We start from the raw sequence: 23,602 nt of genomic DNA on the forward strand, positions 1-23,602 counted from the left end.
GCTTCTTGGTCGACACCGCCGAGGGTCGCTTGAGCAGCTAGATCCTCGGTCGGTCATTCGTACGGCGAGGCGTAGCTACTCTCATGCCGCGATCAGATGCTCCGCACCATTGAGGCCCTGGACGCTGGTCATAGACTAGTGATCCCACTTAAACAGCTCCGGGTGTTTGGCCTGCTCGGCCTGAAGACTCGCAAGGTCTGCCACGTGAAACGTGACGAGGCCGCACCCGGCGCAGGCAAGCGCTCGGACAGTCGTCACATCTCGAATGCCCCAGCCTCGCCGCGTCTTCCTCCATAGCTTGACTTCCTGGCGGTCTGCGTCGGTACGCACGCCTACTTCGACGCGGGTGCCGTCACATGCAGGACATGGCGGATGCGCCACGAGTGGGGCCTCGGTCATGGTCGTAGATCTACCACAGCGCCAACCCCGGAGCCGGGCGCCAAGATGGTGTCTGCGATTCGCGGGGCTGCCGAGGACGCTCGAACAACGCGCAAGCATCCGGGTCTGAGTCATGGTGGACCTTGCGGTCGGTCCCTGCCCGGTCGCCGGAGGCAACCGGGTGCGGAGACGTCAGCCTCGTCCGCCCCGTCGCCGTTGGCGACGGGGCGGATTCGCGAACAGAGTGCCGTGCAGGTACGGCCCTCGGCCTTTCGAAAGTGTGCGGAGGTCAGTCCACGCACCCGGGAGAGCTGCTGCTGGGTGACGGCGTGCTGGACGGCGGCGGCGTCACGGACAGCTGTGGGCGGGGGCTGTACGTTCCACGAAGTGCCGCTGTGGTCGTGGCGGACGGTTCCGAGGCGGGCGACGTGACGGTTCCGGGAACGGGAGTGCCGTCACAGATGACCGGCGAGCTGGGCGTCGGCGAGCACGGCGAGGTGCTCGGCGGAGGGCTGGTCGGCGGCTCGCTACTGGGCCATGTAGTGGGCGGTCCCGACGCCGGAGTGGTCGTCACCGACGGCCGGGGCCGAGGGCTGTACGTTCCACGCAGCGCCGCGACGGTACTGCTGGGTGCCGGTGTCGGCTCGGCGCTAGGCGATTCCGAGGCAGGCGTGGTGACGCTGCCGGAGCCCGGTGTGGTGTTGCAGGTCTCCGGCGGCGAGCTGGGCGTCGGCGGACACGGCCAGGTACTCGACGGAGGGCTGGTCGGCGGCTCGGAACTGGGCCAAGTAATGGGCGGTCCCGACGCCGGAGTGGTCGTCACCGACGGCCGCGGCCGAGGGCTGTACGTTCCACGCAGCGCCGCGACGGTACTGCTGGGTGCCGGTGTCGGCTCAGTGCTAGGCGATTCCGAGGCAGGCGTGGTGACGCTGCCGGAGCCCGGTGTGGTGTTGCAGGTCTCCGGCGGCGAACTGGGCGTCGGCGGACACGGCCAGGTGCTCGACGGAGGGCTGGTCGGCGGGCCGGAATAGGGCGACGACGAGCTGGGCACCGCAGACGGACTGGGCGACGGTGAGGTGGGTGGAGTCGGCGTCGGCGGCGACGTGCGCGGCCTTCTGCCCCTAGCCGTGGGGGTGCCCGTCCCGGCGTCCTCGCTCGGCCGGAGACTCGGCGCCGTGGTGCAAGCCACCGGCGGTTCCGGACTCGACGTGACGGGTGGGGTCGGCCACGAGCTCGTGGGCGTGGCCGACGGGCTGGCGGGCGCCGGTGCGAAACTGCTGGCGAGAACCGGTACGGCAGCAGCGGTCCCGCCCACCAGGAACATGCCGGCTAGCAGGATGGTGTACACGTTGCGGCGCAACAGACTGATCTCCTTGTGTGGTTGCCCGACGGGGCAAGGCCAGGCTTCGAAAGCTGCCGCGAAGAATGATGGCGGCCGACCTTTGGGTGAGCTGTGTGTCGCCGAAAACGAGCCGAGCCGCGTACGGTGTGACAGCGCCGGAATGAGGCGAAGACCACGCGGAGCGTTGATGCTCGGAATACGCGGAAGCCGTCCAGGGATGAAGAGCTTTCTGACGTCCTCAAGTGGCCGCCGACGGTGCGCTGCTCCAATCCGTGGAGCGGGCAGTCAAGCGGCGCATGGCGGACGCACGTCAAGGTGCTCGACAGCCGGGCTGGATCACAGATTTGCGAGGACCGAGGTGATCAAGTGGCGCGCTTCCTGGCCGTAGATCGCCTCGGTACGCAACCTCTCGAACATCGCCACATACCTGCCGATCTCCTGCGGTCGCGTGACCTTGATGGCCGCAGTCGGCGTTTCGAGAGCAACCGCGTTCTGGTCGAAGATCCAGAATCCCACCGTGGCGATCGCGAACCGCTGTGTGTCCGCGGGGATGATGCCTACCGACACGAACGGCAGTCTCATCAACGCCAGGAGGTGACGGAGCTGATCGGCATGCTCTGCCGTGGAGCCGCGGCGGGTGTGCAGCACCTGCTCGCCGAGTACGGCGACGATCCGTTTGGCCGGCGTCAGCGCGACTGCGGTCCGCTCCGCTTTCATCGTCACGGTCGCGTCCGAGTCGTCCGGCGAGTCGAGGAAGTCGTACCAGAATCTGAGCATCTGCCTGATGTAGGCCTCGGTCTGGAAGATACCGGGCATGACGAGCGGCTCATGGATCCGGAACGTCGTAGTGGCCTGATAGGTGGCGATGGAATGCAGGTCACCCAGGCGCCGCCTGCCGGCCCTCGCCTGCCGTGACCATTCCAGATAGGCGGATTCGATCGACTGGGCCGTGGCCAGCAGGTCCGGAAGTTCGTCCTCGGCACCGCAGGTGACGCACCAAGCCCGGATGTTGAGCTCGGTCGGGGGCTGGCCGCCGTTCTCGATGCGGCTGATACGGGTGAAGTGCTGCCCTGTGGCGGCGGCCAGCTCCTTCCCGGTGAGGCCGGCCGCCTTCCGCAGGTTCCGTAGGCGCGCACCAAGTTCCTTGCGTGCCTGTTGAACAGAACTATTCGGATCGGTTGTCATCAGGTTTCGTCAGGTCCCAAACGTTCTCGAACGCCGTGATGCAAGTTTGAACGGTCCGAGGATCCTCAGTGATCTCGAATGAAGCGTTCATGCCGGTGCCCGCATAGTGAAGGAACAGGGCAGTCTTGTCGTCGAACACGTAGAAGTCGCCACTTCCGGGCAGTAGGACATCGACGAGCCGGGGCCGGCTGACGTACCTGATCTCCTCACCGGCCTCGGTGAAGAGACCGACATGGCTCCGGGTCCACTGTTGGTAGGTGCTCAGCGGCTCGGACACGATCCTGGCACGGCGGCATGTTCGGCCGGCTGCCCGGTGACTGCGCAGCATGTCGAGCCACCAACCCAGCCAGGCGTAGTCATCTGGCTCGCCTCGAGCCCACTTCGCCATGTGCGGCAGCTCTACTTCCGTGCCATAGGCGTCGCGCGTCTCCAGGTGCACGAAAGACTTCCGGATGCCACGGCAGAGGCCGTTGAGGTCTTCGTATGTGGCGATCCGCATCACGGCTGAGACTGGAAGAACGGCACCAGGCGGTCGGGGATCTCAACGCAGGATTCGCCTTCCGGGATGCCCATGGCAGTGAGCGCATCCGGGTCGGTCACCACCCAACCCTGCACGGCCCAGGAGCCACGGTCGGTGCGGTAGAGCGTCGGCGAGCCTGACGGTTCTGAGCCGGGATCCTTGGCGATGAACTCGAGTTTCATCCTGCCTCCTTTAAGGTTCCGCATCTGCCGTGACCCATGGTTGCGGATCGAATTCACTAGGTCAATCTGCAAATTTCTGCAAATTCATAGACGATGATCTTGTTGACTCCGTAATTTTCGGACGCCGGGGCAAATCCTGGCCGGTGGTTGACCCCCGGTTGTCCAGCACGTGGAGGCGACAATGGGACTACGAGTGAGAGAGCGCCACGCGAAGCGATGGTGGTGGACGGCACGGCGCTGCGCCAACTGCCGCGAGCCTTGGCCCTGCCCTCTCTCCAACGAGGCCAACGAAGCCGCGCGCATCATCGCTGTCGTGGCGCGTGAGGGCCAGCTTGATCCCGAGTCACGTCCCGTCAATGCCTTCCTTGCCCTGCCGGCGCCGGAGGGTCGACCGTGACCAACCTTCGCCACTATCCGCCGATCGCGGTCTTCCACATCCCGCAGTGCCCGACTCTCGGTGGCAACGGCACCGCCCGCCACCATGACGTGGCCCGCGACGACCGGCCACACCACGTGGACTGCTCCTGCTTCCGGCTGGCCATGACGACGGTGGCGCCGTTCGTGATAGTGGAGGAGGGTGACGACGCCGACCATCTGTACGCACCGTCGCAAGACAGGCCAGCCGACGCCGCCCGGTCGCTGTGCCGGACCTGCAAAGGCACCCATGGCAGCGTCGACGAGGAACGCGAGCGCATCGAGGTCCGGCTGGTCCCGGCAAGGCCGCCGGAGAAAGCGTCATGAACAGCGGGAAGCCGCCAGCCCCGGTAGCCGCGCCGGAGGACTTCTGGAGACAGCCGGCCTCGGCGCGGGTCTGGGACTACCTGGGCGGCGGCAAGGACAACTTCGCCGTTGACCGCGCCGCAGGCGACGCCCTGGTGGCGGCGTTTCCGAACCTGGCGAACACGCCACGGACAACGCGCTGGTTCGCCCATCGCGCGGTCCGCCTGCTCGCCTCCGACGGCATCGATCAGTTCCTCGACATTGGCTCCGGCTTCCCCGCCCTGGAAACCACCCACGAGACCGCACAAAAGATCAACATCCATGCACGCACGGTGTACGTCGACCGCGAGCCGCTGGTGGCGGTGCATACCCGCGCGCTGCTCGCGGAGAGCACCCCCGAGGGCCGCTGGGAGTTCCTGCCCGCCGACCTACGCGACCCCGACACGATCCTGAACAGCCCGATCGTCCACGACACCCTCGACCTCGATCGGCCCATCGGCCTGCTGCCTTCCGCAGTGCTGCACGACCTACCCGACACCGACGAGCCACACCAGGCCGTCAAGCACCTGGTACGCGCACTCCCGCCAGGAAGCCACATCGTGCTGTCACACCTCACCACCGACCAACTCAGCCACGGCGACGACGACTCCTAGCCCGGCTCGCTTCGATGACCGGCTACGGACCCTTGCGGCCTCGCAGCCATCACGAGGTGGCCCGCTTCCTGGACGGTCTCGACCTCCTCAAGCCGGGACTGGTCCGGGCTGAACTGTGGAGACCCGATCCGATGCGGTTCGGCGAGCCACCACCCTCGATGTGTTACGCCACCGTCGGGCGACTGCCGTGAGCGCCGACACAGAGCACCAGCCGAGCCGGAGCACCTACGGCTGCCGAGCCTGCCTCGATCCGTGGCCGTGCGAACGAGTACGTCAACGCCTGATCACCACCACACCGGACCGGCTTCAACTCCTCTGGCGCATGGCTTCGGAGTTGGAGTCCGCGTCCCTGGTGCTCGACGAGCCGCATCTGTGGGAGAGAGTCGTCGACTGGGCGAGACACGCCCGCCGGTAAGGGAAAAACAGCAATGCTGATGACGCGAAGGCATGCAGGTCGACGTGGCCGCTCTGGCCAGTGCCGACTTCCGCAAAAGCGCGAAGAGCGGCCACATTTGCGACAAACTGCGTGGAGGCAGGTCGCGGTGGCGGTCAGCACGTGGTCTGGGCCGAGCGCGTGCGGGCTATCTGGGTCAACGGGTTGTTCAGCAGGGCGGCGAAGCCCTTTTCGGCGGCGCCGATCAAGGTGGCGTCGTCGCCGAGGCCGGAGGGCAGCAGGCGGGCCCGTTCGCGGGACACCGGCATGCCGTGTTGCCTGATGCGGGCGCCTACCTGCGGCGCGGCGACCGCGTAGAGCTCGCGCAACGTGCCGCCGAACACGACCACGCCCGGGTTGAACAGGTTGATCAGGTTGGCGACCCCGATGCCGAGCCAGTCACCGATCGCGGCGACCGCTGCCGCTGCGGTCGGCTCGCCCTCGGCAGCCGCGCGCACCACGGAACGGACCGCTTCCCGGCCGAACTCGCCGGCCCGGCCGACCGCTTCCAACAGGGCGTACTCCCCCGTCTCGGCTTCCAGGCAACCCCGCGAACCGCACAGGCACTCGCGACCGTCGTGTGGGTTGACCAGCATGTGGCCGACCTCGCAGCCGTAGCCGCTCTCGCCGCCCAGCAAACGGCCGCCGACCAGGATGCCGCCACCGACCCCGACGTCGCCGTGCAGGTAGATCAGGTCGGGTGAACCGATCCCGGCACCCCGGGCGAACTCGGCGTGCGCGCCCAGATGTGCCTCGTTACCCACGGCGACCGGCAGGCCGATCCCCAGCGCCGACTCCAGCTCGGTCCCGAAGGCCTGGTCGACCCAGCCGAGCTCCGGACCGTAACGCACCATGCCGTCGCCCGGCCGGATCATCCCGCAGTAGGACGCCCCGACTCCCGCGCAGACGGTGCCCGGCGGCGCGGCGTCATACAGTTCGCGCCCGAGTTCGGCCAGGCCGGTGACCACGGTGTCGAGGTCGACGCCGGTGCGTGGCCGGGTCGTCTCCCGCCGGTCCAGGACCGTGCCGCCCAGGCCGACCCGGGCCACGACCAGCCTGTCCACCGCCACGTCGAATGCGAGCACAAACACCCGGTCGGTCTCCGGCCGCACCACGAACGACGGCCGACCGGCGCCGAGTGCAGCCTCGGGGCTCTCCTCACGGACCAGGCCCACCGCAGCGAGCTCGCTGGTCAGCGCGAGGATCGTGCTGCGGTTGACACCCATCCGCTCGGCCAGGGCGGCACGCGACATCGGCCCATTGAGGTGCACGTGACGCAACAGCGTGCCCAGGCTCGCACGGTGTCTGCTCACTGCGGGTGTGTCCTTGCGGGTGGCGCGGTCGGGCCCTCAACTCTCTCACACTCACCCGCCCGCGCCCGGGAACGCGATCACCCACCCAGCCGCGCCCGGGAACGCGATCACCCAGCCAACTGGGCCAGGAACTCGATCACCAACCCGGACGCCGGCGGGGTCGGGGTCAGGCGATCATCGGCTGCTCCTCCGACTCGGTGAGGTGGACGGTGCAGAGGCCGCCACGCTCGGCCTTGACCGCGGTCACCTCCAGCTGCGTGCCGGGCGTGAGAATGAACTCCTCCTCGCCGGTGAACGCGGAGAACGCCTTGATGCCGACGGCGCGCTTCGGGTGGACCTCGAAAAGGGTTCGTTTGCCTCGGCCGCCGAGGAAACCCTGCGCAACGCTGAGTTTGGACGTGCAGGAGGAGACGCCCCACCAGGTCACGGTCCGGCCCAGCGGGTATTGCGCACGCAGGTCGAGGTTGACACCCCGCCACAACGGCTCGGTGCGGACCGGGAGGCGGCCGACGGCCGAGAAGAGCAGACGCAGATACGGAAGATACGGCTCCAGGCGCGACCGGTCAGGGTGTCGCAGCGTCGCGTTGATCTGCCGGTAGAACGCGGACTCGCAGGTGTAGAGGTAGAGCGCGGCGATCTCGTCGGCGCTCAGCTCGCCGGCGACTCGGCCCTCGCCGAACTCGTGTGAACGGGCCACATCCCAATCCAGGCCGCTGAGCAGTTTCGCCACCGGGGCGACGGCGGTACGGAAATCCTGGAGCGGGGTGTCGAAGACGCCGCTGATCGCGGGCAGGGCGAGGCCCTCGTCCTTGACGCTGGCGAGCCGCTCCAGATAGAGCTGGTGCAGCTCCATCGTGGAGGCGATGAACGCACCCATCCGCTCGGCGTGCTCGCCGCCGGCATTCCACCCGCGGCTGGGCAGCCAGTCGATCGGGCTCTGGCCGAGTGACGCCAGTGCGTCGTTGACCACCGTGAAGTGCTCGTTGTCGCAGAAGATGTCGCCCTGTGCCGCCGGGTTCGGATGGTCGATGTGCCGGACCTCGACGTCGGGATACTTGCGCTCCAGCCGCTGGACGACGCTCTTGAGCGACCGGGCGTGTGCGCCCCACCAGGCGAAGACGACTCCGCGGTCCTCCGGCTCGGCCTGCTGTTTGGCCGCGAGGATCTGCTCGGCGATCGTCTCGACGGTGGGCCGCCAGAACGCGGTGTGCTGATCGGTGGCGCGGGCGCCGTCCGCGCTGGCGGTGAGGGCCGCGTTGAGCAGCAGCACACCCTGGGTGAGCATGGCCTGGAACCACTCCGGCGGCTGCACGGTGTCGTTCTTCTTCAGCAGCGCGCGGATGTCGGCGATCGGGGTCTTCTTGGGGATCCCGTATTTCCACATGGCGGCGGCCTTGATGATGCAGCGGATGCTGACCACCCGGCCGAACTGGCTGTCGGACCAGTCGTGGAAGGTGTTGTCGAACATGGCGATGCCGGTGGCACTCTCCGGGCGGGGATAAGGGTTCTGCCCGAAGACGACGACCTTCCACTTGTGCGGCGGGTTCGGCTTGAGTGCCTGGAAGGTCAGCTCCCGCACGGGGACGGTCTGTGGGCTGCGGCCGGGGCCGATGAACGTCTCGGCGCCGGGCTGTGCCTCGATGACCGGCTTGAGCAGCGGCAGCCAGGGCTCACCGCCGCCGGCGAACAGCTCGGTGAGTGACAGCGGATCGTTGGCGTCGGTCATCGGGGCTCCCCTCGGTCTGGTGCGCCGAATCATGGCACCCGTCCCGGGCCGGATTTTTTGTCGGACCCCCGCGATATGGTCGCCGCCTTCCCTCGGCAATGGAGTGCACAGTGACCGATCTTCCGCAGCTCGAAGTGGTTCTCACCGACGTCAACGCCCGGGTCGTCGAGGCTTGGCGCTCGGCGTTCGCCGACACCCCTGGAGTCGAGATCACGAAGGGCTCGATCCTGTCCCAGCGGGTCGACGCGTGGGTCAGTCCCACCAATTCGTATGGGGCGATGACCGGTGGCGTCGACGGCGTGATCAAGCGGCACCTCGGGCCCGGCATCCAGTTGCGGGTGCAGCGGGCGATCCAGGAGGAGTTCGGTGGGAGTCTGCCGGTCGGCGCCGCGGTCTGTGTGCCGGCCGGTGCGGCCTTTCCGAAATTCGTGATCTCCACGCCGACGATGCACGAGGTCGCCGAGAACGTGCGGGAGACGCTCAACGTGGCGCTGGCCTGTTCGGCGGCGTTCCAGGCGATCCACCGGCAGAATGCGCGGCAGCCCGGCAGCATCACGTCGGTGGCGCTGGTCGGGATGGGCGCGGCGACCGGCAAGGTGCCACCGCAGGTGTGCGCCAACCTGATGTGGGCGGGTTACACGCTGTTCCAGGAGCACGCGTTCGACGACTGGGCCGAGCTGCGCACCACGATCAGCGATCAACTCGGTGACATCGAGGCCCGGCCGGCGCAGGAGCGGGTGCGGATCACGCCACCCCAGCGGCGGCGCTGACCGTCAGGCGGCGACCGCGAAAGCGCCCTTGCCCCGGTTCTTCGCCTGATACATCGCCTGGTCGGCCCGCTTGAGCAGGAGCGAGGCGTCGTTGAGTGAACGTGCCGCACCGCCGGGCAGATGGGAGGCCGCATCGAACGAATGGGCGGCGTCGCCAGGCAGGTGCGAGGCGCCGTTGGGCAGGTGCGAGGCGCCGTTGGGCAGGTGTGCGGCCTCGGCGATCGCCAGCCCCACGCTTGCCCGGACGGTGGCGGTGCCGCCGCCGGGCAGCCTGCAGGGCGCGCCGAGCGTCGTGACGATCCGTTGCGCCACGCCGGTGAAACCGTCGGGTGGCGGCCGGTCGAGCAGGACGGCGAATTCATCGCCACCGAGCCGGGCGACCAGTCCGGCGGGGCCGACACAGGCTTCGAGCCGGCTGGCCGCCTCCATCAGGACGGCGTCGCCGGCGGCGTGTCCATGGAGGTCGTTGACCGGTTTGAAGTCGTCGAGGTCGATGAGCAGCACCCCGGCCGGGCCGCCGCCGGCCAGTGTCTCGCCGACCCGGTCGAGGAATCGGGCACGGTTGGCCAGGCCGGTGAGACTGTCGGTGAAGGCCATGGCGTGCAGCCGCTGGGTGAGGCTGTCGCGTTCGGCGAGCAGCTGGGCGTTGTCGATGAAGGCGGTGAGCTGGCGGGCCACCACGATGCCGGTGCACAGGACCGCGCCGACCTGGGCGATCCAGGCCCGCAGGTCGAGTCCGCCGACCAGCAGGGTGGTGATCAGGAGGAGGTAGATCCCGGCGAGCGCGAGGTAGGGCATGAGGCTGTAGGGGCGTCGGCGTGGTGCCGTTGGCGCGGCCTGTCCGGACAGGTAGCGGCGGTGCTGGAGCCAGGCCGAGATGAGCAGGAGGGCGTGACATCCCAGGCTGAGGGCGAAGACCGGTCCGGGACGTCCGGTGCGGGCCATCTCCGGGCCGAGTGCGCGGGCCAGGGCTTCCAGTGCGGCGGCCGCCGGGCCCATCACTCCGATGTGCCAGCGGAACGGGGTGGCACCGCTGAGGTACACGCGGCCGACGGCGAAGGCCACGAGCATCGCGACCACCGGTCCGGCGGCGACTCCGACCACGTGGCCGGCGGCGAACGAGCCGGTCACCGCCCAGTAGAGGCCGAAGGAGCCGACAGCGGTGACGACGGTGGCCAGGTCGAGGTGGTAACAGAGTCGTTCCCGGGCGGAGCGGTGCGGTAGCGGGAAGGTCGCCATCACACCGATCACGGCGGCGCCACCACAGCCGAGGGCCACGGTCCGGGCGATGCCGGTGCCGGTGAGCGCGGTGATCGAGTTCGGGTCGGCGAGTGTGGTGGCGACCTGGATCCAGTCGGCGATGCTGAACATCGTTCCGGCGACGACGAAGACCTTCCAGAACCGGCGTTCCGGGGTGGGGTCGGGCATGAGCCGGGTGGCGCGATGGGCATACCAGGTCATCAGTGAGGCGAAGATCGCGATGGTCAGCCAGCAGATGACCGCGAGGGCCGCCGTGCTGCCCCACGGCACGACGAAGACGGCGCTGAGCACGCCGGTCAGCGTGATGACGGCCACGGGTAGGACCGGCATGGGGGCTCCTGTCCGTGTCGCGACGACGTTCCGGCCAGACTTTGATCGGCCGCAGAACGGCCATCTTGAGAAAGCCAGAGACGGCCATCTTGAGAATGCCGCCGAAGCAAGAAAGCGAGCGGCAGAAGAAACAGAGGAAGCAGAAGGAACAGGACCAGAAGGAACAGAAACAGCACAGAAGCAAGGCGGAAGCCGAAGCGGAAGCGGAAGCCGAAGCCGAAGCCGAAGCCGAAGCCGAAGCCGAAGCCGAAGCCGAAGCCGAAGCCGAGGCGGAAGCGGAAGCGGAAGCGGAAGCGGAGGCGGAGGCGGAGGCGGAGGCGGAGGCGGAGGCGGCCAAGCAGAAGAGGCAGGAGACAGGGGAAGCAGGAGATAGGAGCGGTGGATGTGGCAGGACCTCAGGCCGGCATGACGGTGACCGGCAGGCTCAGCGTGAAGATGCTGCCGGACGGATGCCCGGGGAGATGCCCGACCGTACCGTCGTTGGCCTCCGCGAGCCCTTTGACGATGTACAACCCGAGCCCGGTCCCCTGAATGGTGACGTCAGCCCCGGTGGCCCGGGTGAACCGATCGAACAGATAGGGCCGCAGTTGCTCGGGAATCCCCGGCCCACCGTCGTGGACGCTGATCAGAGCTTTCCCGTCCTGCAGTTCCACCGTGATGGCGGTGACGCCTCCCCCGTACTTGTCGGCGTTGGTGCAGAAGTTGGTGACGATCTGCTGGAGATGGCTGGGATGCACGAGCACCACCAGATCCCCCGGACAGGTCACCTCGGTGGTGATGTGCAGCCCGGCCAGCACATCGTGCAGGGCGGCGGCGAGTTCCACCGGTTCCGGTTCGGCATGGAGCTGACCGGCGTCGATGGTGCACATGGTGAGGATCTCGGCGCGCAGCAGGTTGAGGCGTCGGGTGGACCGGGCGATGACCTCGAGGGCCTTGCGGTGTGACGGCACGAGCTGGCCGGTGTCGGAGAGCAGCATCTCGGCATAGCCGCCGATGGTGTTGAGCGGGGTGCCGATCTCGTGGGACAGCATGCCCATCAGGTCGAGTTTGAGCGCGTTGGCTTCGGCGAGCCGCCCGTTGGTGTCCTGGAGTTCGTCGTTGCGGACGCTCAGGAGTGCGGCGGCGGCGTCGCGTTCGCGTTCGGCGGCCAGGCGCGCGGTGACGTCCTGGACGACGGCGATGAAGCTGGCCGGCTGCCCGTCGACGTCGCGGACCAGGGACATGCCGACTTCGGCGTCGACGATCCGCCCGTCGGCGTGCAGCAGCCGCAGGTGGCGGCCGGCCGGCAGGTTCTCGGTGAACAGGATGGCCGCGGCCCGGTGGTTGGCGGGCCGGTCGTCGGGGTGGGTGATGTCGTCGAGGGTGAGTTCTTCGAGCTGGGCGACGGGCCGTCCGAGGATGTCGGCGAGTGCCGGGTTGACGTGCTGGAACCGCCCGTCGAGCCGGATGGTGGCCTGGCCGACGGTGGCGAGGGAGAACTGGGTGCGCAGTCGTTCCTCGCTGTCGGCGAGCCGTCGTTCGGCTTCCTTGCGGGCGGTGACGTCGACGTTGACCTCGAGGATCGCCAGCGGTTTGCCGTCCTCGTCGTATTGGACGCTCTGGTAGGAGAGCACGATGATGCGGTTGCCGTCGCTGCGCAGGTGGTCGAGTTCGCCGTGCCAGCGGCCGACGTCGGCGAGCGCGTCCTCGACGAGGGTGCGCAGCACGGAGAAGCGGGTGTCGAGCAGCCGGTGCAGGTTGCAGCCGATCACGGCGTCGGGTTTCCAGCCGTAGACGCTCTCGGCGCCCCGGTTCCAGTAGGTGACCTTTCCGGTGAGGTCGCGCACGATGACGGCGGTGGGTGCCAGGTCGAGCAGTTCGGCCTGCTGGCGCAGTCGCGCGTTGTCGCGGTGGCGTTCGGTGACGTCGCTGCACACGCCGTCGACGAAGAGGACTCCGTTCTCCCGGCGGGGCACTCCCCGCGTCCACACCCAGCGGGTCACGCCGTCGCCGCCGATGAGCCGGCAGACGGTCTCGGCGGCCTGCCCGGTGGTCAGGGTGTGCCGGAAGGCGAGGAACGCCTCCCGGTCGCCGGGGTGCATCATGGCGGCCATCGCGTTGCCCAGGTCGCCGCCGGACGGGGCGGGTCCGCCGAAGATGCCGGTGTTGTTGGGGCTGGCGTAGACCATCCGGACGGTGTCGTCGGAGGAGATCCGGACGGTCCACAGGAAGTCGCTGAGGTTGGCGACGATCTGGTCGAAGCCCCGCTGGGCCCGGCTGAGTTCGAGTTCCAGGTCGAGGGCACGACGCCGGTGGACGTACTGGCCGATGTGCGCGGCGACGGTGTCGAGGGCGGCCATCACCTCGGGGTCGGCCTCGGTGAGGCGCCGGTCGTAGACGGCGAGGACCCCGACGACCTCGACACCGTTGCGGACCGGTACGGCCACCACGCTCTGCAGCCCCGCGGCCTTGGCCGCGACGACCCGTGGCCCGTCGGACGCCGACAGGTCGGTGGACCAGCACACGGCCGCGGTCTCCCACACCTGCCCGATCACGCCGCGGCCACGGGTGACCTCCCGGACGGCGCGCATCGGCTCGGTCATGGCGACGTCACGGGACCAGGCGGCCAGCCGGACCAGGCGTTTGGCCCGGCCGTTGTCCAGGTGCCAGTATTCGACGTACGGCCAGCGCAGCCCCTCCCCCACGGCGGCCAGCACCGAGTCGGTGGCCTGTTCGACGTTCTGTGCCGCGGCGAGAGCCCCCGCGACGGCGTATTCGAGGCGCCGCAGCCGTTCGCTGTGCTGGCGGGCGGTGATGTCGCGGATGAACGCACCCATGGCGGTCGACGACAGCTCGATCGGGAACTGCCGGCCGCCCCGGTGCACGGCACGGAACTCGGCCCGCTGCCCGCCTCCGGTGTCCCGACCCACCTCGTCGAACCAGCGGCGGAAGCCAGCACGCTGGTCGGGCACGATGACGAGTTCGTCGATCGGGCGGCCGAGCGCGTCGAGTTCGCTCCAGCCGAACATCCGCTCGGCGGACTGGTTCCAGGTGGTGACCTGGCCGTCGGCGTCGGCGGCGACGAAGGCGTCCAGGGTGCTGTCGAGGATCTGCCGGACGCGTTCGGCGCTGCGGGCCGCGTCGGCGACTGCCGTCCGTGCGGCGATCTCCCCGGCGGCCGCGACGGCCAGGCCTTCCAGCACGGTGACGTCGGTGTCGGTCCACTCGTGCGGCTGGTCGTCGACGACGCACAGGACTCCGGCGGTCAGGCCGTCGGGTGAGCGCAGCGGTACGCCGAGGTAGGTGCCCGGCACCACCAGGGGTGCTCCGGTCTCGGCCACCTGGAGGCAGTGTTCGGTCTGGAGGTCCGCCTCGTCGCCGGCGATCACGGAGAACTCCCGTGCGGCGGTGAGCAGCATCGCCAGTGACGCCCGCCCACCGGTGAGGCGGGTGGCCAGCGAGATGATCTGCTCGAGAACCGGAGAGGCCGGGGCGTCGAGCCGGGCGTCGTCGGCCATTGCGATGCTGTTCATCACAGGGCCAATCGTCAGCGGCGGAGGCCAATTGAGCGCTGTGCGGTAGGGTTTGCCGAACGCTTCTCCACCTACAGACGAATATTGCCGCGACGCCGCCGCGGGAGAGTCCTCGCAGCTCAGTGAGGGCGCCGAAGGAGCAACTTCTCCCTCAGAATCTCTCAGGCCCCAGTACCGCGACGGTCAGGCGACTCTGGAAAGTCAGCTCTTTTCACGGGGCTGCGCCCACGGTGCAAGCCGCCTTCCGGCGGTGAACCTCTCAGGCAGAGATGACAGAGCGAGGGAGGCCCGACCCCGACAAGGAGCCTCCGTTGCGTCATACCGCACTGCACGCCGTCCACCAGCGTCTCGGCGCCGCCATGACCGGTTTCGCCGGCTGGTCCATGCCGCTGCGTTACGGCAGCGACATCGGCGAGCACCACACCGTCCGCAAGGGTGCCGGACTGTTCGATCTCGGTCACATGGGTCAGATCGAGGTGACCGGCCGGGAGGCGGCGGCGTTCCTCGACCACGCCCTGGTCGGCCGGCTGTCGAAGGTCGCGGTGGGCCGGGCGAAGTACACGATGCTGTGCCACACCACCGGCGGGGTCCTCGACGACCTGGTCGTCTACCGGCTCGGCGAGGACCGGTTCCTGGTCGTGGCGAACGCGTCCAACGCGGCGGTGGTGCGGGCGATGCTCGGCGAGCACTCCGGCGGCTACACGGTGACGATCACTGATGTGAACCGGTCACTGATCGCCGTGCAGGGCCCGGAGGCCGTCGGGGTGGTCGGTGCGCATCCGGATCTGCGCTACTACGGCATCAAGGCGGAGCGTCTGGCCGGGCGGGACGTGCTGCTGGCCCGGACCGGTTACACCGGTGAGGACGGTTTCGAGATCTACTGCGCGAACGAGGACGCCGAGGCCGTCTGGGAGTGGGCCGCCGGCAACGGTGCCGTCCCGTGCGGTCTGGCCTGCCGGGACACCCTGCGTCTGGAGGCCGGGATGCCGCTGTACGGCCACGAGCTGACGCTGCACACCACCCCGTTCCACGCCGGTCTGGGCCGTGTCGTGGCCCTCGACAAGCCGGACTTCGTCGGCGCCGCCGCGCTGCGCACCGCCGAGCCCGGGCACCTGCTGGCGGGCCTGGTCACGTCGGGCCGCCGTTCGCCGCGGGCCGGTCACGCGATCCTCGATCCGGCCACCGGCGACCGGATCGGTGAGGTGACCAGTGGCGCGCCGTCGCCGACGCTCGGTCACCCGATCGCCATGGCCTACCTTCCGGCCGACCGTGTCACGCCCGGGACCAGGGTGCTCGTCGACATCCGTGGCACCCGTGAGGAAGCCGAGGTCGTCGCGCTGCCCTTCTACCGCAGGCAGGGCTGAGCCGTGACGGTCTCCGTCTTCGACCTGTTCTCGATCGGGATCGGCCCGTCCAGCTCGCACACGGTGGGTCCGATGCGTGCCGCGCGGCTGTTCACCGCCCACCTGGCCACGCTCGGTGAGGTGGCGACGGTACGGGCCGAGTTGTTCGGTTCGCTCGGCGCGACCGGTCACGGCCACGGCACTCCGCGCGCGGTGCTGCTGGGCTTGCAGGGTGAGGATCCGGAGACGGTCGACACCTCGCTGGAGCCGTCCGCCGGCGCGACCGGTTTCGAGGTCGACCTGGTGCTGCACCGGCGTCGCGCGCTGCCGGGGCATCCCAACGGCATGCGCTTCGCCGCGCTGCGCGCGGACGGCACCGAGTTGCTGGCCAAGACCTATTTCTCGGTCGGCGGCGGGTTCGTGATCGATGAGACGACCTCGGGGGTACGCCCGGAGCACGCGCCCGTCACGTACCCCTTCTCCTCCGGCGCCGACCTGTTGTCGCTGACCCGGGCGACCGGCCTGTCGGTGTCGCGTCTGATGCTGGCCAACGAGACCGGCCGGCGGACCGAGGCAGAGGTGCACGCCGGTCTGTTGAACATCTGGCGGGTGATGAACGACTGCATCGACGCGGGTCTGGATGCCGAGGGTGTGCTCCCGGGCGGGTTGAAGGTGCGCCGCCGGGCCGGGGCGACGGCCCGTCAGCTGCGTGCCGCGGGTGATCCGGCCGCGCACGCCATGGAGTGGCTGACCGTCTACGCGATGGCGGTCAACGAGCAGAACGCGTCGGGCGGGCGGATCGTCACCGCCCCCACCAACGGCGCGGCCGGCATCATTCCCGCGGTGCTGCGCTACTACCTGGACTTCGTGCCCGGCGCCTCGCCGGACGGGGTGGTCCGGTTCCTGTTGACGGCGGCCGCGATCGGCCTGTTGTTCAAGGAGAACGCGAGCATCTCCGGTGCCGAGGTCGGCTGTCAGGGCGAGGTCGGTTCGGCGTGCGCGATGGCTGCGGCCGGGCTGGCCGAGGTCCTCGGCGGCACCCCCGAGCAGGTGGAGAACGCCGCCGAGATCGGCATGGAACACAACCTCGGCCTCACCTGTGACCCGGTCGGCGGCCTGGTCCAGATCCCCTGCATCGAACGCAACGGCATGGCCGCCGTCAAAGCCGTCACCGCCGCGAAGATGGCCCTGCGCGGCGACGGCCGCCACCACGTCTCCCTCGACAAGGTCATCAAGACCATGAAGGAGACCGGCGCCGACATGAAGATCAAGTACAAGGAGACGTCGCGCGGCGGGCTGGCCGTCAACGTCATCGAGTGTTGACCGGGGTCAGCGCCGCTTCTCTCCCCGCGCCTCGGTGACCGCCTCGCAGAGGTCGGTCAGCGGGTCGCGGGCCTGAGCGCTGCACGCGACGGCCTGCAGCATGCCCCGGAAGGACTCGGCGTCGGCGGCCGGCAGCGCGCCGAGCACGTGCGCCTCGACGTGGCGCAGTGCCTCCCGCCGGGACTGCCAGGTCTCGCGGCCCTTGGTGGTCGCGACCACGAGCCGGCTGCGGCGGTCGGCCGGGTCGGGACGCCGGGCGACCAGCTCCGCCTTCTCCAGGTCGTCGATCAGGTAGGTCAGGATGGTCCGGTCGATGCCCAGGTCGGCGCCGATCGCGCCCTGGTTGCGGGCCGGCTCGCCGATGGCGGCGGCGAGCACCTGATAGCCGCGTGGCCCGCCGGGCAGATCGCCGAGGGCGTGGTCGGCGGCCTTGGCGTAGGCACGGAACACCACTCCCAGCATCCAGCCGAGATCACCTTCGAGGGGCGTCGTCACACGACCACCCTAGCTCAACTTCACAGAAGTTCTGCAAACCAAATGTTCTGTTTGACAGAACATCTTTTCCGCGTCACAGTTGCGGCATGTCCGACTACGGCCACCCACTCGAGTTCGGGTCCTTCATCACCCCGGCCGCCGCCGACCCCACCGGCGTCGTCGCGCTAGCCGCGCTCACCGAGCAGACCGGCCTGGACCTGGTCACCTTCCAGGACCATCCTTACCAGCCCGGCTTCCTCGACACCTGGACTCTGCTCAGTTACGCCGCCGCCCGTACGACGAAGGTCCGCCTTGCGGCGAATGTCACCAACCTCCCGCTGCGCCCGCCCGCCGTCCTGGCCCGCAGCGTCGCGGCCCTTGATCTGCTCAGCGGCGGCCGCATCGAGCTGGGCCTCGGCTCGGGCGCGTTCTGGGAAGCGATCGAGGCGATGGGCTCGCCGCGGCTCACCCCGGGCCAGGCCGTGCAGGCCCTGGAGGAGGGCATCGACGTCATCCGCCAGCTCTGGGACACCGGGGCCCGCGGCGTGGTCCGCGTCGACGGCGAGTTCCACCGGGTCGTCGGCGCCAAACGCGGGCCCGCGCCGGCTCACGACGTCGGCATCTGGCTCGGCGCCTACAAGCCGCGCATGCTGGCCCTGACCGGCCGCCGCGCCGACGGATGGCTGCCGTCGCTCGCCTACCTCAAGGACGGCGACCTCGCCGCCGGTAACAAGATCATCGACGATGCGGCGCTCGCCGCCGGCCGCAGGCCCGCCGACATCCGGCGCCTGCTCAACATCGGCGGCCGCTTCGACATCCCGGCCGCGCGGTGGGCCGAGCAGCTCACCGAACTCGCCGTGACCGACGGCGTCAGCACGTTCATCCTGGCCACCGACGACCCCGACGAGCTGCGCCGGTTCGCCGCCGAGGTGGTCCCCGCGGTCCGCGAGGCGGTCGCCGCGGAGCGTTCCGGCTCGCGTCCGGCCCCCGCCCCGCCCGAGCCGGTCACCGTCGCCGGCCGGTCACCGTTCACGATCAAACCCACCACCGACGATGGGGTACGACGCAGCGGCACCGTGGTCTGGGACGAGCAGACCCGCCCGACCGGCCCGGCACCGGACCCGGATCGCACCTACACGGCCCACGACCTGGCCACCGGACGACACCTGATCCAGGTCCACGACGGCCTGCGCGGCGAGCTGGCCCAGATCCACGACCTGATCGACCAGGTCGAGGCCGGCACCATCGACGTCGGCACGGCCCGCTCGCACATCAACACGATGACCATGCGGCAGAACAACTGGACGCTGGGCACCTACTGCGAGTCGTACTGCCGCGTCGTCACCACCCACCACACCATCGAGGACCGTTCGCTCTTCCCGCACCTGCGCGACGCCGACCCCCGCCTGGCACCCGTTGTCGACCGCCTCGAACAGGAGCACCACGTGATCCACGAGGTCCTGGAGGGAGTCGACAAGGCCCTGGTCGCCCTGGTCTCCGCGCCCGGCGGCATCGCCGCCCTGCGTGAGGCGGTCAACCTGCTCAGCGACACTCTGCTGTCGCATCTGGCCTACGAGGAACGCGAACTGATCGAGCCCCTGTCCCGCCTGGGCATGCGGTAGCCGCCCCCGCCATCAGGCGGGGGCGGTCCCGCCGGTCGACGGGTGGCCCCCGGCCGGGCGCCCACGCTGAAATGACTGAGCCGGGACGAGCCCGGCCGTGCCGCACGGGGTGATCACGCGTCCGCAGATCCGGACGACGACGTCACTGGTCGTGTTGTCACCACACGAGGTGGCCGCCGGTAGCCTTGGACCGGCGGAACCCTCCGGAGACCAGTGGCGCACCCCGCTGCGCGCGCGTCGGACTGACCGCTGCTCGGGGCGCTCGCGGCAGTCGCCGGCCGGCGGGGTGGGGGGAACATCCCCTGACCGGCCGCCGCGATCACGGCCAGGCTCGTCCCAGGCCCACCATCGCTCCGGCACCACGCCGTGAGCCGGTCGCCGCTGGAGTCAGGCGACCGCCGGGCCGGCCAGCTGGGTGAGGACCCGGGTGGCCTGGGCTATCACCGGGGAGTCCTCGCCGGCCCGGACCGCGAGGGCCAGGTCTATCCGGGCTGTCGGGTCGGTCAGCGGACGATAGGTGGCTCCCGGGACGCCGAGCTGCGCGACCGGCTCCGGGACGATGGCCAGGCCCAGGTCGGCGGCGACGAAGGTGACCAGGGTGGACGTCTCGACCACCTCGTGGCGGATGCGGGGTTCGAAGCCTGCGCGGTCGCACAGGCGGCGGACCGCGCCGTACATGGCGGAGTCGCGTTCGGCGTGGATGACGAAGTCCTCGTCGCGCAGGTCGGTGACGTCGAGGCGGGTGCGGGTGGTCAGCGGGTGGCCGTCGGGCAGGGCCACGATCAGGGCGTCGCTGCGCAACGTGCGGACGGTGATGCCGGGGTCGTCGACGGGCGGGCGGAGCAGGGCCACGTCGATGTCGCGGCGCTGGAGTGCGGCGACCTGCTGGGCGCCGAGCATCTCGCCGCGGAACGCGACCTCGACGCCGGGCAGTTCCTCCCGCAGCCGGCGGGCGACGGCGGGCAGCAGGCTGTAGGTGGCCGACCCGACGCAGCCGACCGACAGCCGGCCCTGGAGGCCCGCGGCGACCCGGCGGGCGACCTCGCCGGCGTCGTCGACGGCCGACAGGACGGCGCGGACCCGGTCGAGATAGGCGGCGCCGGCCTCGGTCAGCTCGACGCGGCGGGTGTTGCGGTTGAGCAGTTGTACGCCCAACTCGCTCTCCAGCTGACGGATCTGCTGGGACAGCGGCGGCTGCGCCATGTGCAGGCGGGCGGCCGCACGACCGAACTGACGCTCCTCGGCGACGGCCAGGAAGTAGCGCAGGTGACGCAGCTCCATCGTTTGATACTTGCAGAGTCTCAGTTCTGGCAGAACAGGTATTTCTGAATATCAGAGCTGGTTACTAGCGTGGGACTCATGGCTGACTCATTTGTGTACGCCGCCGTTCGTACCCCGTTCGGCCGTTACGCCGGGGCGCTCGCCGACGTCCGCCCGGACGATCTGGCCGCGACCGCCCTGACCGGGCTGCTCGCGAAGGCCCCCGGGCTGGATCCGGCCCGGATCGACGACGTGTACTGGGGTAACGCCAACGGCGCCGGCGAGGACAACCGCAACGTCGGCCGGATGGCGGTGCTGCTCGCGGGCCTGCCGACCTCGGTTCCGGCGGCCACCGTGAACCGGCTCTGCGGTTCCAGCCTGGACGCGGCGATCATCGGCTCCCGGGCGATCGCCTCCGGTGACGCCGACATCGTCGTGGCCGGTGGGGTCGAGTCGATGACCCGGGCCCCGTGGGTGCTGCCGAAACCGTCGCGCGCCTTCCCGGCCGGCAACATGGAGGCCGTCTCGACGACGCTGGGCTGGCGGCTGACGAACCCGAAGATGCCGGCCGAGTGGACCGCCTCACTGGGTGAGTGCAACGAGCAGCTCGGTGACAAGTACGGCATCTCCCGCGAGCGGCAGGACGCGTTCGCCGCCCGGTCGCACGTGCTGGCCGACCGGGCGTGGAACGACGGGTTCTACTCCGACCTGGTGATCCCGGCCGGCGATCTGGACCGGGACGAGGGGATCCGCCCGGACAGCAGCCCCGAGAAGCTGGCCCGGTTGAAACCGTCGTTCCGCAAGGACGGGACGATCACGGCCGGTAACGCCTCGCCGCTCAATGACGGTGCGGCGGCAGTCCTGCTGGGTTCGGAGCGGGTGGCCGTACAACTCGGGGATCCGTTGGCGCGCATCGCCGGACGTGCCGCACACGCTGTTGATCCGCAAGCCTTCGGGTTCGCGCCGGTGGAGGCGGCGGAGAAGGCGCTGCGTCAGGCCGGGATCGGCTGGTCGGACGTGGGCGCGGTGGAGCTGAACGAGGCGTTCGCGGTGCAGTCGCTGGCGTGCGTGGACGCGTGGGGTGTCGATCCGGAGATCGTGAACACCCGCGGCGGGGCGATCGCGATCGGTCATCCGCTGGGGGCGTCGGGGGCGCGGATCCTCGGCACGCTCGCCCACGTGCTGCGCGAACGCAACCAGCGCTGGGGTGTCGCGGCGATCTGTATCGGTGTCGGCCAGGCCCTGGCCGTGGTCCTGGAGAACACGGGGAACGCATGAGGACGCAGACGGTCGACGCGCTGACCGCGGTCAAGGAGGTCAGGGACGGCGACACCGTGCTGGTCGGCGGGTTCGGCATGGCCGGGATGCCGGTCGAGCTGATCGACGCGCTGATCGAGCACGGCGCCGGCGATCTGACGATCGTCAGCAACAACGCCGGCAACGGTGACACCGGGCTGGCGGCGCTGCTGGCGGCGGGTCGCGTACGCAAGATGGTCTGCTCCTTCCCCCGGCAGGCCGATTCGTGGGTCTTCGACGGTCTCTACCGGGCCGGGAAGATCGAGTTGGAGCTGGTGCCGCAGGGCAACCTGGCCGAGCGGATGCGCGCCGCGGGCGCGGGGATCGGCGCGTTCTACTGCCCGACCGGGGTCGGCACGCCGATCGCCGAGGGCCGCGAGACGCGGGTGATCGACGGCCGGGAGTATGTCCTGGAGTATCCGATCCGCGGTGACGTCGCCCTGATCAGGGCCCATGTGGCGGACCGGCTGGGCAATCTGGTCTACCGCAAGACGGCCCGCAACTTCGGCCCGGTGATGGCGACCGCCGCCACCGTCACGATCGCGCAGGTGTCGAGGATCGTCGAGGTCGGCGAGCTGGACCCGGAGTCGGTCGTGACCCCGTCGATCTACGTGAACCGCCTGGTGGAGGTGGCCTGATGGCTCTCGGTAAGAACGAGCTGGCCGAGCTGGTCGCCGGTGACATCCCGGACGGCGCGTATGTGAATCTCGGCATCGGGCAGCCGACGTCGATCGCCCGCTATCTGAGCCCGGACAGCGGTGTCATCCTGCACACCGAGAACGGCATGCTCGGCATGGGCGAGGTCGTCCCGGACGAGCAGGCCGACTGGGACCTGACGAACGCCGGGAAGCAGCCGGTCACCGAGTTGCCGGGGGCCGCCTACTTCCACCACGCCGACAGTTTCGCGATGATGCGCGGCGGTCACCTGGACGTGTGCGTGATGGGCGCGTTCCAGGTGTCGGCCGGCGGCGACCTGGCGAACTGGCACACCGGCGCGGCGGACGCGATCCCGGCGGTCGGCGGGGCGATGGATCTGGCCGCCGGCGCCAAGCAGGTCTGGGTGATGATGACGCTGTTCACCAAGTCCGGTGAGCCGAAACTGGTCCCGGCCTGCACCTATCCTCTGACCGGCAAGGCGTGCGTGACCCGGATCTACACCGAGGTCGCGACATTCCACATCACACCCGAGGGGGTACGGGTGACCGCGACCTACGGCATCGAGGCGGACGAACTGGCCGCCAAGCTCGACGTGAAGCTGCTCTTCTAGGCGCTGTCCTCCTGTCGCGTCACCCGCTCGTCCCCGCGGGCGGCCAGCCCGTGCACCGCCTCGGCACGGGTGTCGGGGTCCTCGTCGTCGAGCCGGGCGGCGAGCGCGTCGCGCAGCCGGGGGAAGTCGGCGTCGGTCTGGCGGGCGAGGCCGAACGTGGCCCAGTCGCGGACCTCGGCGTCCTCGTCGGCGGAGAGCGTGATGAGGGTGTCGAGGGCCGCCGGCTCCGGACGGCCGAGCAGCCCGAACGCCACACCGTGCCGCACGTCGGCATCGGGGTGCCTGTGCAGCCTGATCAGAGGTTCGACGGCGCGCTCGTCGCCGATGTGCCCGAATCCGACGGTGATCGCGTAGAGCACGTCCGGATCGGTCTCGGCCCGCACCATGCTCAGCAGCACGGCCAGGGACTCCTGCCGGAACGGGCTGCCGGCGGCGGGCCGGCCCGGTGCCACCCCGAGCTGGGCGAGCACGTCGGCGGCCAGGCACCGGTGCGCGGGATCGGGATGGGCCGCCCACCGGGTGGCGAGTTCGAGGGCTTCGCGGCCGCCGTGGCGGTGCAGGTGCCGGACCAGCTCCCAGCGCCGATCCTCGTCCTGGGTGTGCAACGCCTCGGCGAAGGCCTCGCTGGGAGCGGATTCCATGGCGGTCATCGTGTCCGGCGTGGATGCGGCAGGCAACCGGTTTGAACGGTGG

21 protein-coding genes and 2 riboswitches are annotated in these 23,602 nt (G+C 69.7%); of the genes, 11 read left to right on the forward strand and 10 right to left on the reverse strand.

What is annotated here, in order from left to right; genetic code table 11:
* Window positions 1-656 precede the first annotated feature (656 nt).
* Entirely contained in the window at window positions 657-1,409 is a 753-nt protein-coding gene (locus ACFO0C_RS45535; protein WP_378073124.1) for a hypothetical protein, read from the forward strand.
* A gap of 647 nt (window positions 1,410-2,056) precedes the next feature.
* Here ACFO0C_RS45535 and ACFO0C_RS45540 read toward each other — a convergent pair.
* Genes ACFO0C_RS45540 through ACFO0C_RS45550 form a run of 3 tightly spaced genes read right to left on the reverse strand, consistent with a single transcriptional unit; the run spans window position 2,057 to window position 3,607 of the window.
* Window positions 2,057-2,905, reverse strand: coding sequence for a helix-turn-helix domain-containing protein (locus ACFO0C_RS45540; RefSeq protein ID WP_378073125.1), 849 nt, complete (start codon window positions 2,903-2,905; stop codon window positions 2,057-2,059).
* A complete protein-coding gene (locus tag ACFO0C_RS45545; RefSeq protein WP_378073126.1) occupies window positions 2,886-3,404 on the reverse strand; it encodes a DUF6879 family protein in 519 nt (172 codons plus the stop codon). Before ACFO0C_RS45545 ends, ACFO0C_RS45540 begins: the two co-directional genes overlap by 20 nt.
* Window positions 3,404-3,607 carry a hypothetical protein gene (locus ACFO0C_RS45550; protein WP_378073127.1) on the reverse strand — a complete coding sequence of 68 codons (204 nt, stop codon included), beginning with the start codon at window positions 3,605-3,607 and terminating at the stop codon, window positions 3,404-3,406. The genes ACFO0C_RS45545 and ACFO0C_RS45550 overlap by 1 nt, the downstream gene beginning before the upstream one ends.
* A 393-nt stretch (window positions 3,608-4,000) precedes the next feature.
* Here ACFO0C_RS45550 and ACFO0C_RS45555 point away from each other — a divergent pair, with 393 nt between their 5' ends.
* From ACFO0C_RS45555 to ACFO0C_RS45565, 3 genes are read left to right on the forward strand one after another with little or no spacing between them, the layout of a single operon-like run.
* Entirely contained in the window at window positions 4,001-4,348 is a 348-nt protein-coding gene (locus tag ACFO0C_RS45555; protein ID WP_378073128.1) for a hypothetical protein, read from the forward strand.
* Window positions 4,345-4,980 (forward strand): SAM-dependent methyltransferase, encoded by a 636-nt coding sequence (locus ACFO0C_RS45560; RefSeq protein ID WP_378073129.1) that lies wholly within the window; start codon window positions 4,345-4,347, stop codon window positions 4,978-4,980. Before ACFO0C_RS45555 ends, ACFO0C_RS45560 begins: the two co-directional genes overlap by 4 nt.
* Window positions 4,981-4,994: 14 nt before the next feature.
* Window positions 4,995-5,171 carry an SAM-dependent methyltransferase gene (locus ACFO0C_RS45565; RefSeq protein ID WP_378073130.1) on the forward strand — a complete coding sequence of 59 codons (177 nt, stop codon included), beginning with the start codon at window positions 4,995-4,997 and terminating at the stop codon, window positions 5,169-5,171.
* A gap of 358 nt (window positions 5,172-5,529) precedes the next feature.
* Here the strand turns inward: ACFO0C_RS45565 and ACFO0C_RS45570 are convergent, their stop codons facing one another.
* Together ACFO0C_RS45570 and ACFO0C_RS45575 are read right to left on the reverse strand one after the other, a co-directional pair.
* The gene (locus tag ACFO0C_RS45570; RefSeq protein ID WP_378073165.1) at window positions 5,530-6,666 is read right to left on the reverse strand and encodes an ROK family protein; all 1,137 of its coding nucleotides are present in this window, start codon (window positions 6,664-6,666) and stop codon (window positions 5,530-5,532) included.
* A gap of 226 nt (window positions 6,667-6,892) precedes the next feature.
* Window positions 6,893-8,452 carry an ADP-ribosyltransferase domain-containing protein gene (locus ACFO0C_RS45575; protein ID WP_378073131.1) on the reverse strand — a complete coding sequence of 520 codons (1,560 nt, stop codon included), beginning with the start codon at window positions 8,450-8,452 and terminating at the stop codon, window positions 6,893-6,895.
* Between the two features lie 110 nt (window positions 8,453-8,562).
* Here ACFO0C_RS45575 and ACFO0C_RS45580 point away from each other — a divergent pair, with 110 nt between their 5' ends.
* Window positions 8,563-9,222, forward strand: a complete 660-nt coding sequence (locus ACFO0C_RS45580; protein WP_378073132.1) for a macro domain-containing protein — start codon at window positions 8,563-8,565, stop codon at window positions 9,220-9,222.
* Window positions 9,223-9,225: 3 nt separating this feature from the next.
* Here ACFO0C_RS45580 and ACFO0C_RS45585 read toward each other — a convergent pair whose 3' ends face one another.
* Together ACFO0C_RS45585 and ACFO0C_RS45590 are read right to left on the reverse strand one after the other, a co-directional pair.
* Window positions 9,226-10,812, reverse strand: a complete 1,587-nt coding sequence (locus tag ACFO0C_RS45585) for a diguanylate cyclase domain-containing protein (RefSeq protein WP_378073133.1) — start codon at window positions 10,810-10,812, stop codon at window positions 9,226-9,228.
* 395 nt (window positions 10,813-11,207) lie between these two features.
* The gene (locus ACFO0C_RS45590) at window positions 11,208-14,324 is read right to left on the reverse strand and encodes a PAS domain S-box protein (protein ID WP_378073134.1); all 3,117 of its coding nucleotides are present in this window, start codon (window positions 14,322-14,324) and stop codon (window positions 11,208-11,210) included.
* A gap of 91 nt (window positions 14,325-14,415) precedes the next feature.
* Window positions 14,416-14,511: riboswitch (glycine riboswitch) on the forward strand.
* 4 nt (window positions 14,512-14,515) lie between these two features.
* Window positions 14,516-14,602: riboswitch (glycine riboswitch) on the forward strand.
* A gap of 33 nt (window positions 14,603-14,635) precedes the next feature.
* Here ACFO0C_RS45590 and gcvT point away from each other — a divergent pair.
* Both gcvT and ACFO0C_RS45600 read left to right on the forward strand, forming a co-directional pair.
* A complete protein-coding gene (gene gcvT, locus ACFO0C_RS45595; protein WP_378073135.1) occupies window positions 14,636-15,688 on the forward strand; it encodes a glycine cleavage system aminomethyltransferase GcvT in 1,053 nt (350 codons plus the stop codon).
* A gap of 3 nt (window positions 15,689-15,691) precedes the next feature.
* Window positions 15,692-16,990: an L-serine ammonia-lyase gene (locus ACFO0C_RS45600; RefSeq protein WP_378073136.1), complete on the forward strand. Its 1,299-nt coding sequence runs from the start codon at window positions 15,692-15,694 to the stop codon at window positions 16,988-16,990.
* A 6-nt stretch (window positions 16,991-16,996) separates the two neighbouring features.
* On the opposite strand, the gene ACFO0C_RS45605 is transcribed toward ACFO0C_RS45600, so the two are convergent.
* Window positions 16,997-17,485 carry a MarR family winged helix-turn-helix transcriptional regulator gene (locus ACFO0C_RS45605; protein WP_378073137.1) on the reverse strand — a complete coding sequence of 163 codons (489 nt, stop codon included), beginning with the start codon at window positions 17,483-17,485 and terminating at the stop codon, window positions 16,997-16,999.
* Between the two features lie 86 nt (window positions 17,486-17,571).
* Between ACFO0C_RS45605 and ACFO0C_RS45610 the strand changes: the two genes are divergently transcribed.
* Window positions 17,572-19,086: an LLM class flavin-dependent oxidoreductase gene (locus ACFO0C_RS45610; protein ID WP_378073138.1), complete on the forward strand. Its 1,515-nt coding sequence runs from the start codon at window positions 17,572-17,574 to the stop codon at window positions 19,084-19,086.
* Between the two features lie 387 nt (window positions 19,087-19,473).
* Here the strand turns inward: ACFO0C_RS45610 and ACFO0C_RS45615 are convergent, their stop codons facing one another.
* Window positions 19,474-20,367: a LysR substrate-binding domain-containing protein gene (locus ACFO0C_RS45615; RefSeq protein ID WP_378073139.1), complete on the reverse strand. Its 894-nt coding sequence runs from the start codon at window positions 20,365-20,367 to the stop codon at window positions 19,474-19,476.
* A 78-nt stretch (window positions 20,368-20,445) separates the two neighbouring features.
* Here ACFO0C_RS45615 and ACFO0C_RS45620 point away from each other — a divergent pair, with 78 nt between their 5' ends.
* From ACFO0C_RS45620 to ACFO0C_RS45630, 3 genes are read left to right on the forward strand one after another with little or no spacing between them, the layout of a single operon-like run.
* Window positions 20,446-21,624 carry a thiolase family protein gene (locus tag ACFO0C_RS45620; RefSeq protein ID WP_378073140.1) on the forward strand — a complete coding sequence of 393 codons (1,179 nt, stop codon included), beginning with the start codon at window positions 20,446-20,448 and terminating at the stop codon, window positions 21,622-21,624.
* Entirely contained in the window at window positions 21,621-22,280 is a 660-nt protein-coding gene (locus ACFO0C_RS45625) for a 3-oxoacid CoA-transferase subunit A (protein ID WP_378073141.1), read from the forward strand. The genes ACFO0C_RS45620 and ACFO0C_RS45625 overlap by 4 nt, the downstream gene beginning before the upstream one ends.
* A complete protein-coding gene (locus ACFO0C_RS45630; RefSeq protein WP_378073142.1) occupies window positions 22,280-22,909 on the forward strand; it encodes a 3-oxoacid CoA-transferase subunit B in 630 nt (209 codons plus the stop codon). Before ACFO0C_RS45625 ends, ACFO0C_RS45630 begins: the two co-directional genes overlap by 1 nt.
* Here ACFO0C_RS45630 and ACFO0C_RS45635 read toward each other — a convergent pair.
* On the reverse strand, window positions 22,906-23,550 hold the full coding sequence (locus ACFO0C_RS45635) for a HEAT repeat domain-containing protein (protein ID WP_378073143.1): 645 nt from the start codon (window positions 23,548-23,550) through the stop codon (window positions 22,906-22,908). The two genes, ACFO0C_RS45630 and ACFO0C_RS45635, sit on opposite strands and share 4 nt — an antisense overlap.
* Window positions 23,551-23,602: the final 52 nt, after the last annotated feature.

The sequence above is a fragment of the Actinoplanes subglobosus genome, from assembly GCF_042650585.1.
Lineage (GTDB): Bacteria > Actinomycetota > Actinomycetes > Mycobacteriales > Micromonosporaceae > Actinoplanes > Actinoplanes subglobosus.

Excerpts from the sequence above, each read along its gene's own strand:
- ACFO0C_RS45540 (WP_378073125.1), bottom strand. The coding sequence starts at position 2,905 with ATGACAACCGATCCGAATAGTTCTGTTCAACAGGCACGCAAGGAACTT.
- ACFO0C_RS45545 (WP_378073126.1), bottom strand. The coding sequence starts at position 3,404 with ATGCGGATCGCCACATACGAAGACCTCAACGGCCTCTGCCGTGGCATC.
- ACFO0C_RS45550 (WP_378073127.1), bottom strand. The coding sequence starts at position 3,607 with ATGAAACTCGAGTTCATCGCCAAGGATCCCGGCTCAGAACCGTCAGGC.
- ACFO0C_RS45560 (WP_378073129.1), top strand. The coding sequence starts at position 4,345 with ATGAACAGCGGGAAGCCGCCAGCCCCGGTAGCCGCGCCGGAGGACTTC.
- ACFO0C_RS45565 (WP_378073130.1), top strand. The coding sequence starts at position 4,995 with ATGACCGGCTACGGACCCTTGCGGCCTCGCAGCCATCACGAGGTGGCC.
- ACFO0C_RS45570 (WP_378073165.1), bottom strand. The coding sequence starts at position 6,666 with ATGTCGCGTGCCGCCCTGGCCGAGCGGATGGGTGTCAACCGCAGCACG.
- ACFO0C_RS45575 (WP_378073131.1), bottom strand. The coding sequence starts at position 8,452 with ATGACCGACGCCAACGATCCGCTGTCACTCACCGAGCTGTTCGCCGGC.
- ACFO0C_RS45585 (WP_378073133.1), bottom strand. The coding sequence starts at position 10,812 with ATGCCGGTCCTACCCGTGGCCGTCATCACGCTGACCGGCGTGCTCAGC.
- ACFO0C_RS45590 (WP_378073134.1), bottom strand. The coding sequence starts at position 14,324 with ATGAACAGCATCGCAATGGCCGACGACGCCCGGCTCGACGCCCCGGCC.
- ACFO0C_RS45610 (WP_378073138.1), top strand. The coding sequence starts at position 17,572 with ATGTCCGACTACGGCCACCCACTCGAGTTCGGGTCCTTCATCACCCCG.
- ACFO0C_RS45615 (WP_378073139.1), bottom strand. The coding sequence starts at position 20,367 with ATGGAGCTGCGTCACCTGCGCTACTTCCTGGCCGTCGCCGAGGAGCGT.
- ACFO0C_RS45620 (WP_378073140.1), top strand. The coding sequence starts at position 20,446 with ATGGCTGACTCATTTGTGTACGCCGCCGTTCGTACCCCGTTCGGCCGT.
- ACFO0C_RS45625 (WP_378073141.1), top strand. The coding sequence starts at position 21,621 with ATGAGGACGCAGACGGTCGACGCGCTGACCGCGGTCAAGGAGGTCAGG.
- ACFO0C_RS45630 (WP_378073142.1), top strand. The coding sequence starts at position 22,280 with ATGGCTCTCGGTAAGAACGAGCTGGCCGAGCTGGTCGCCGGTGACATC.
- ACFO0C_RS45635 (WP_378073143.1), bottom strand. The coding sequence starts at position 23,550 with ATGGAATCCGCTCCCAGCGAGGCCTTCGCCGAGGCGTTGCACACCCAG.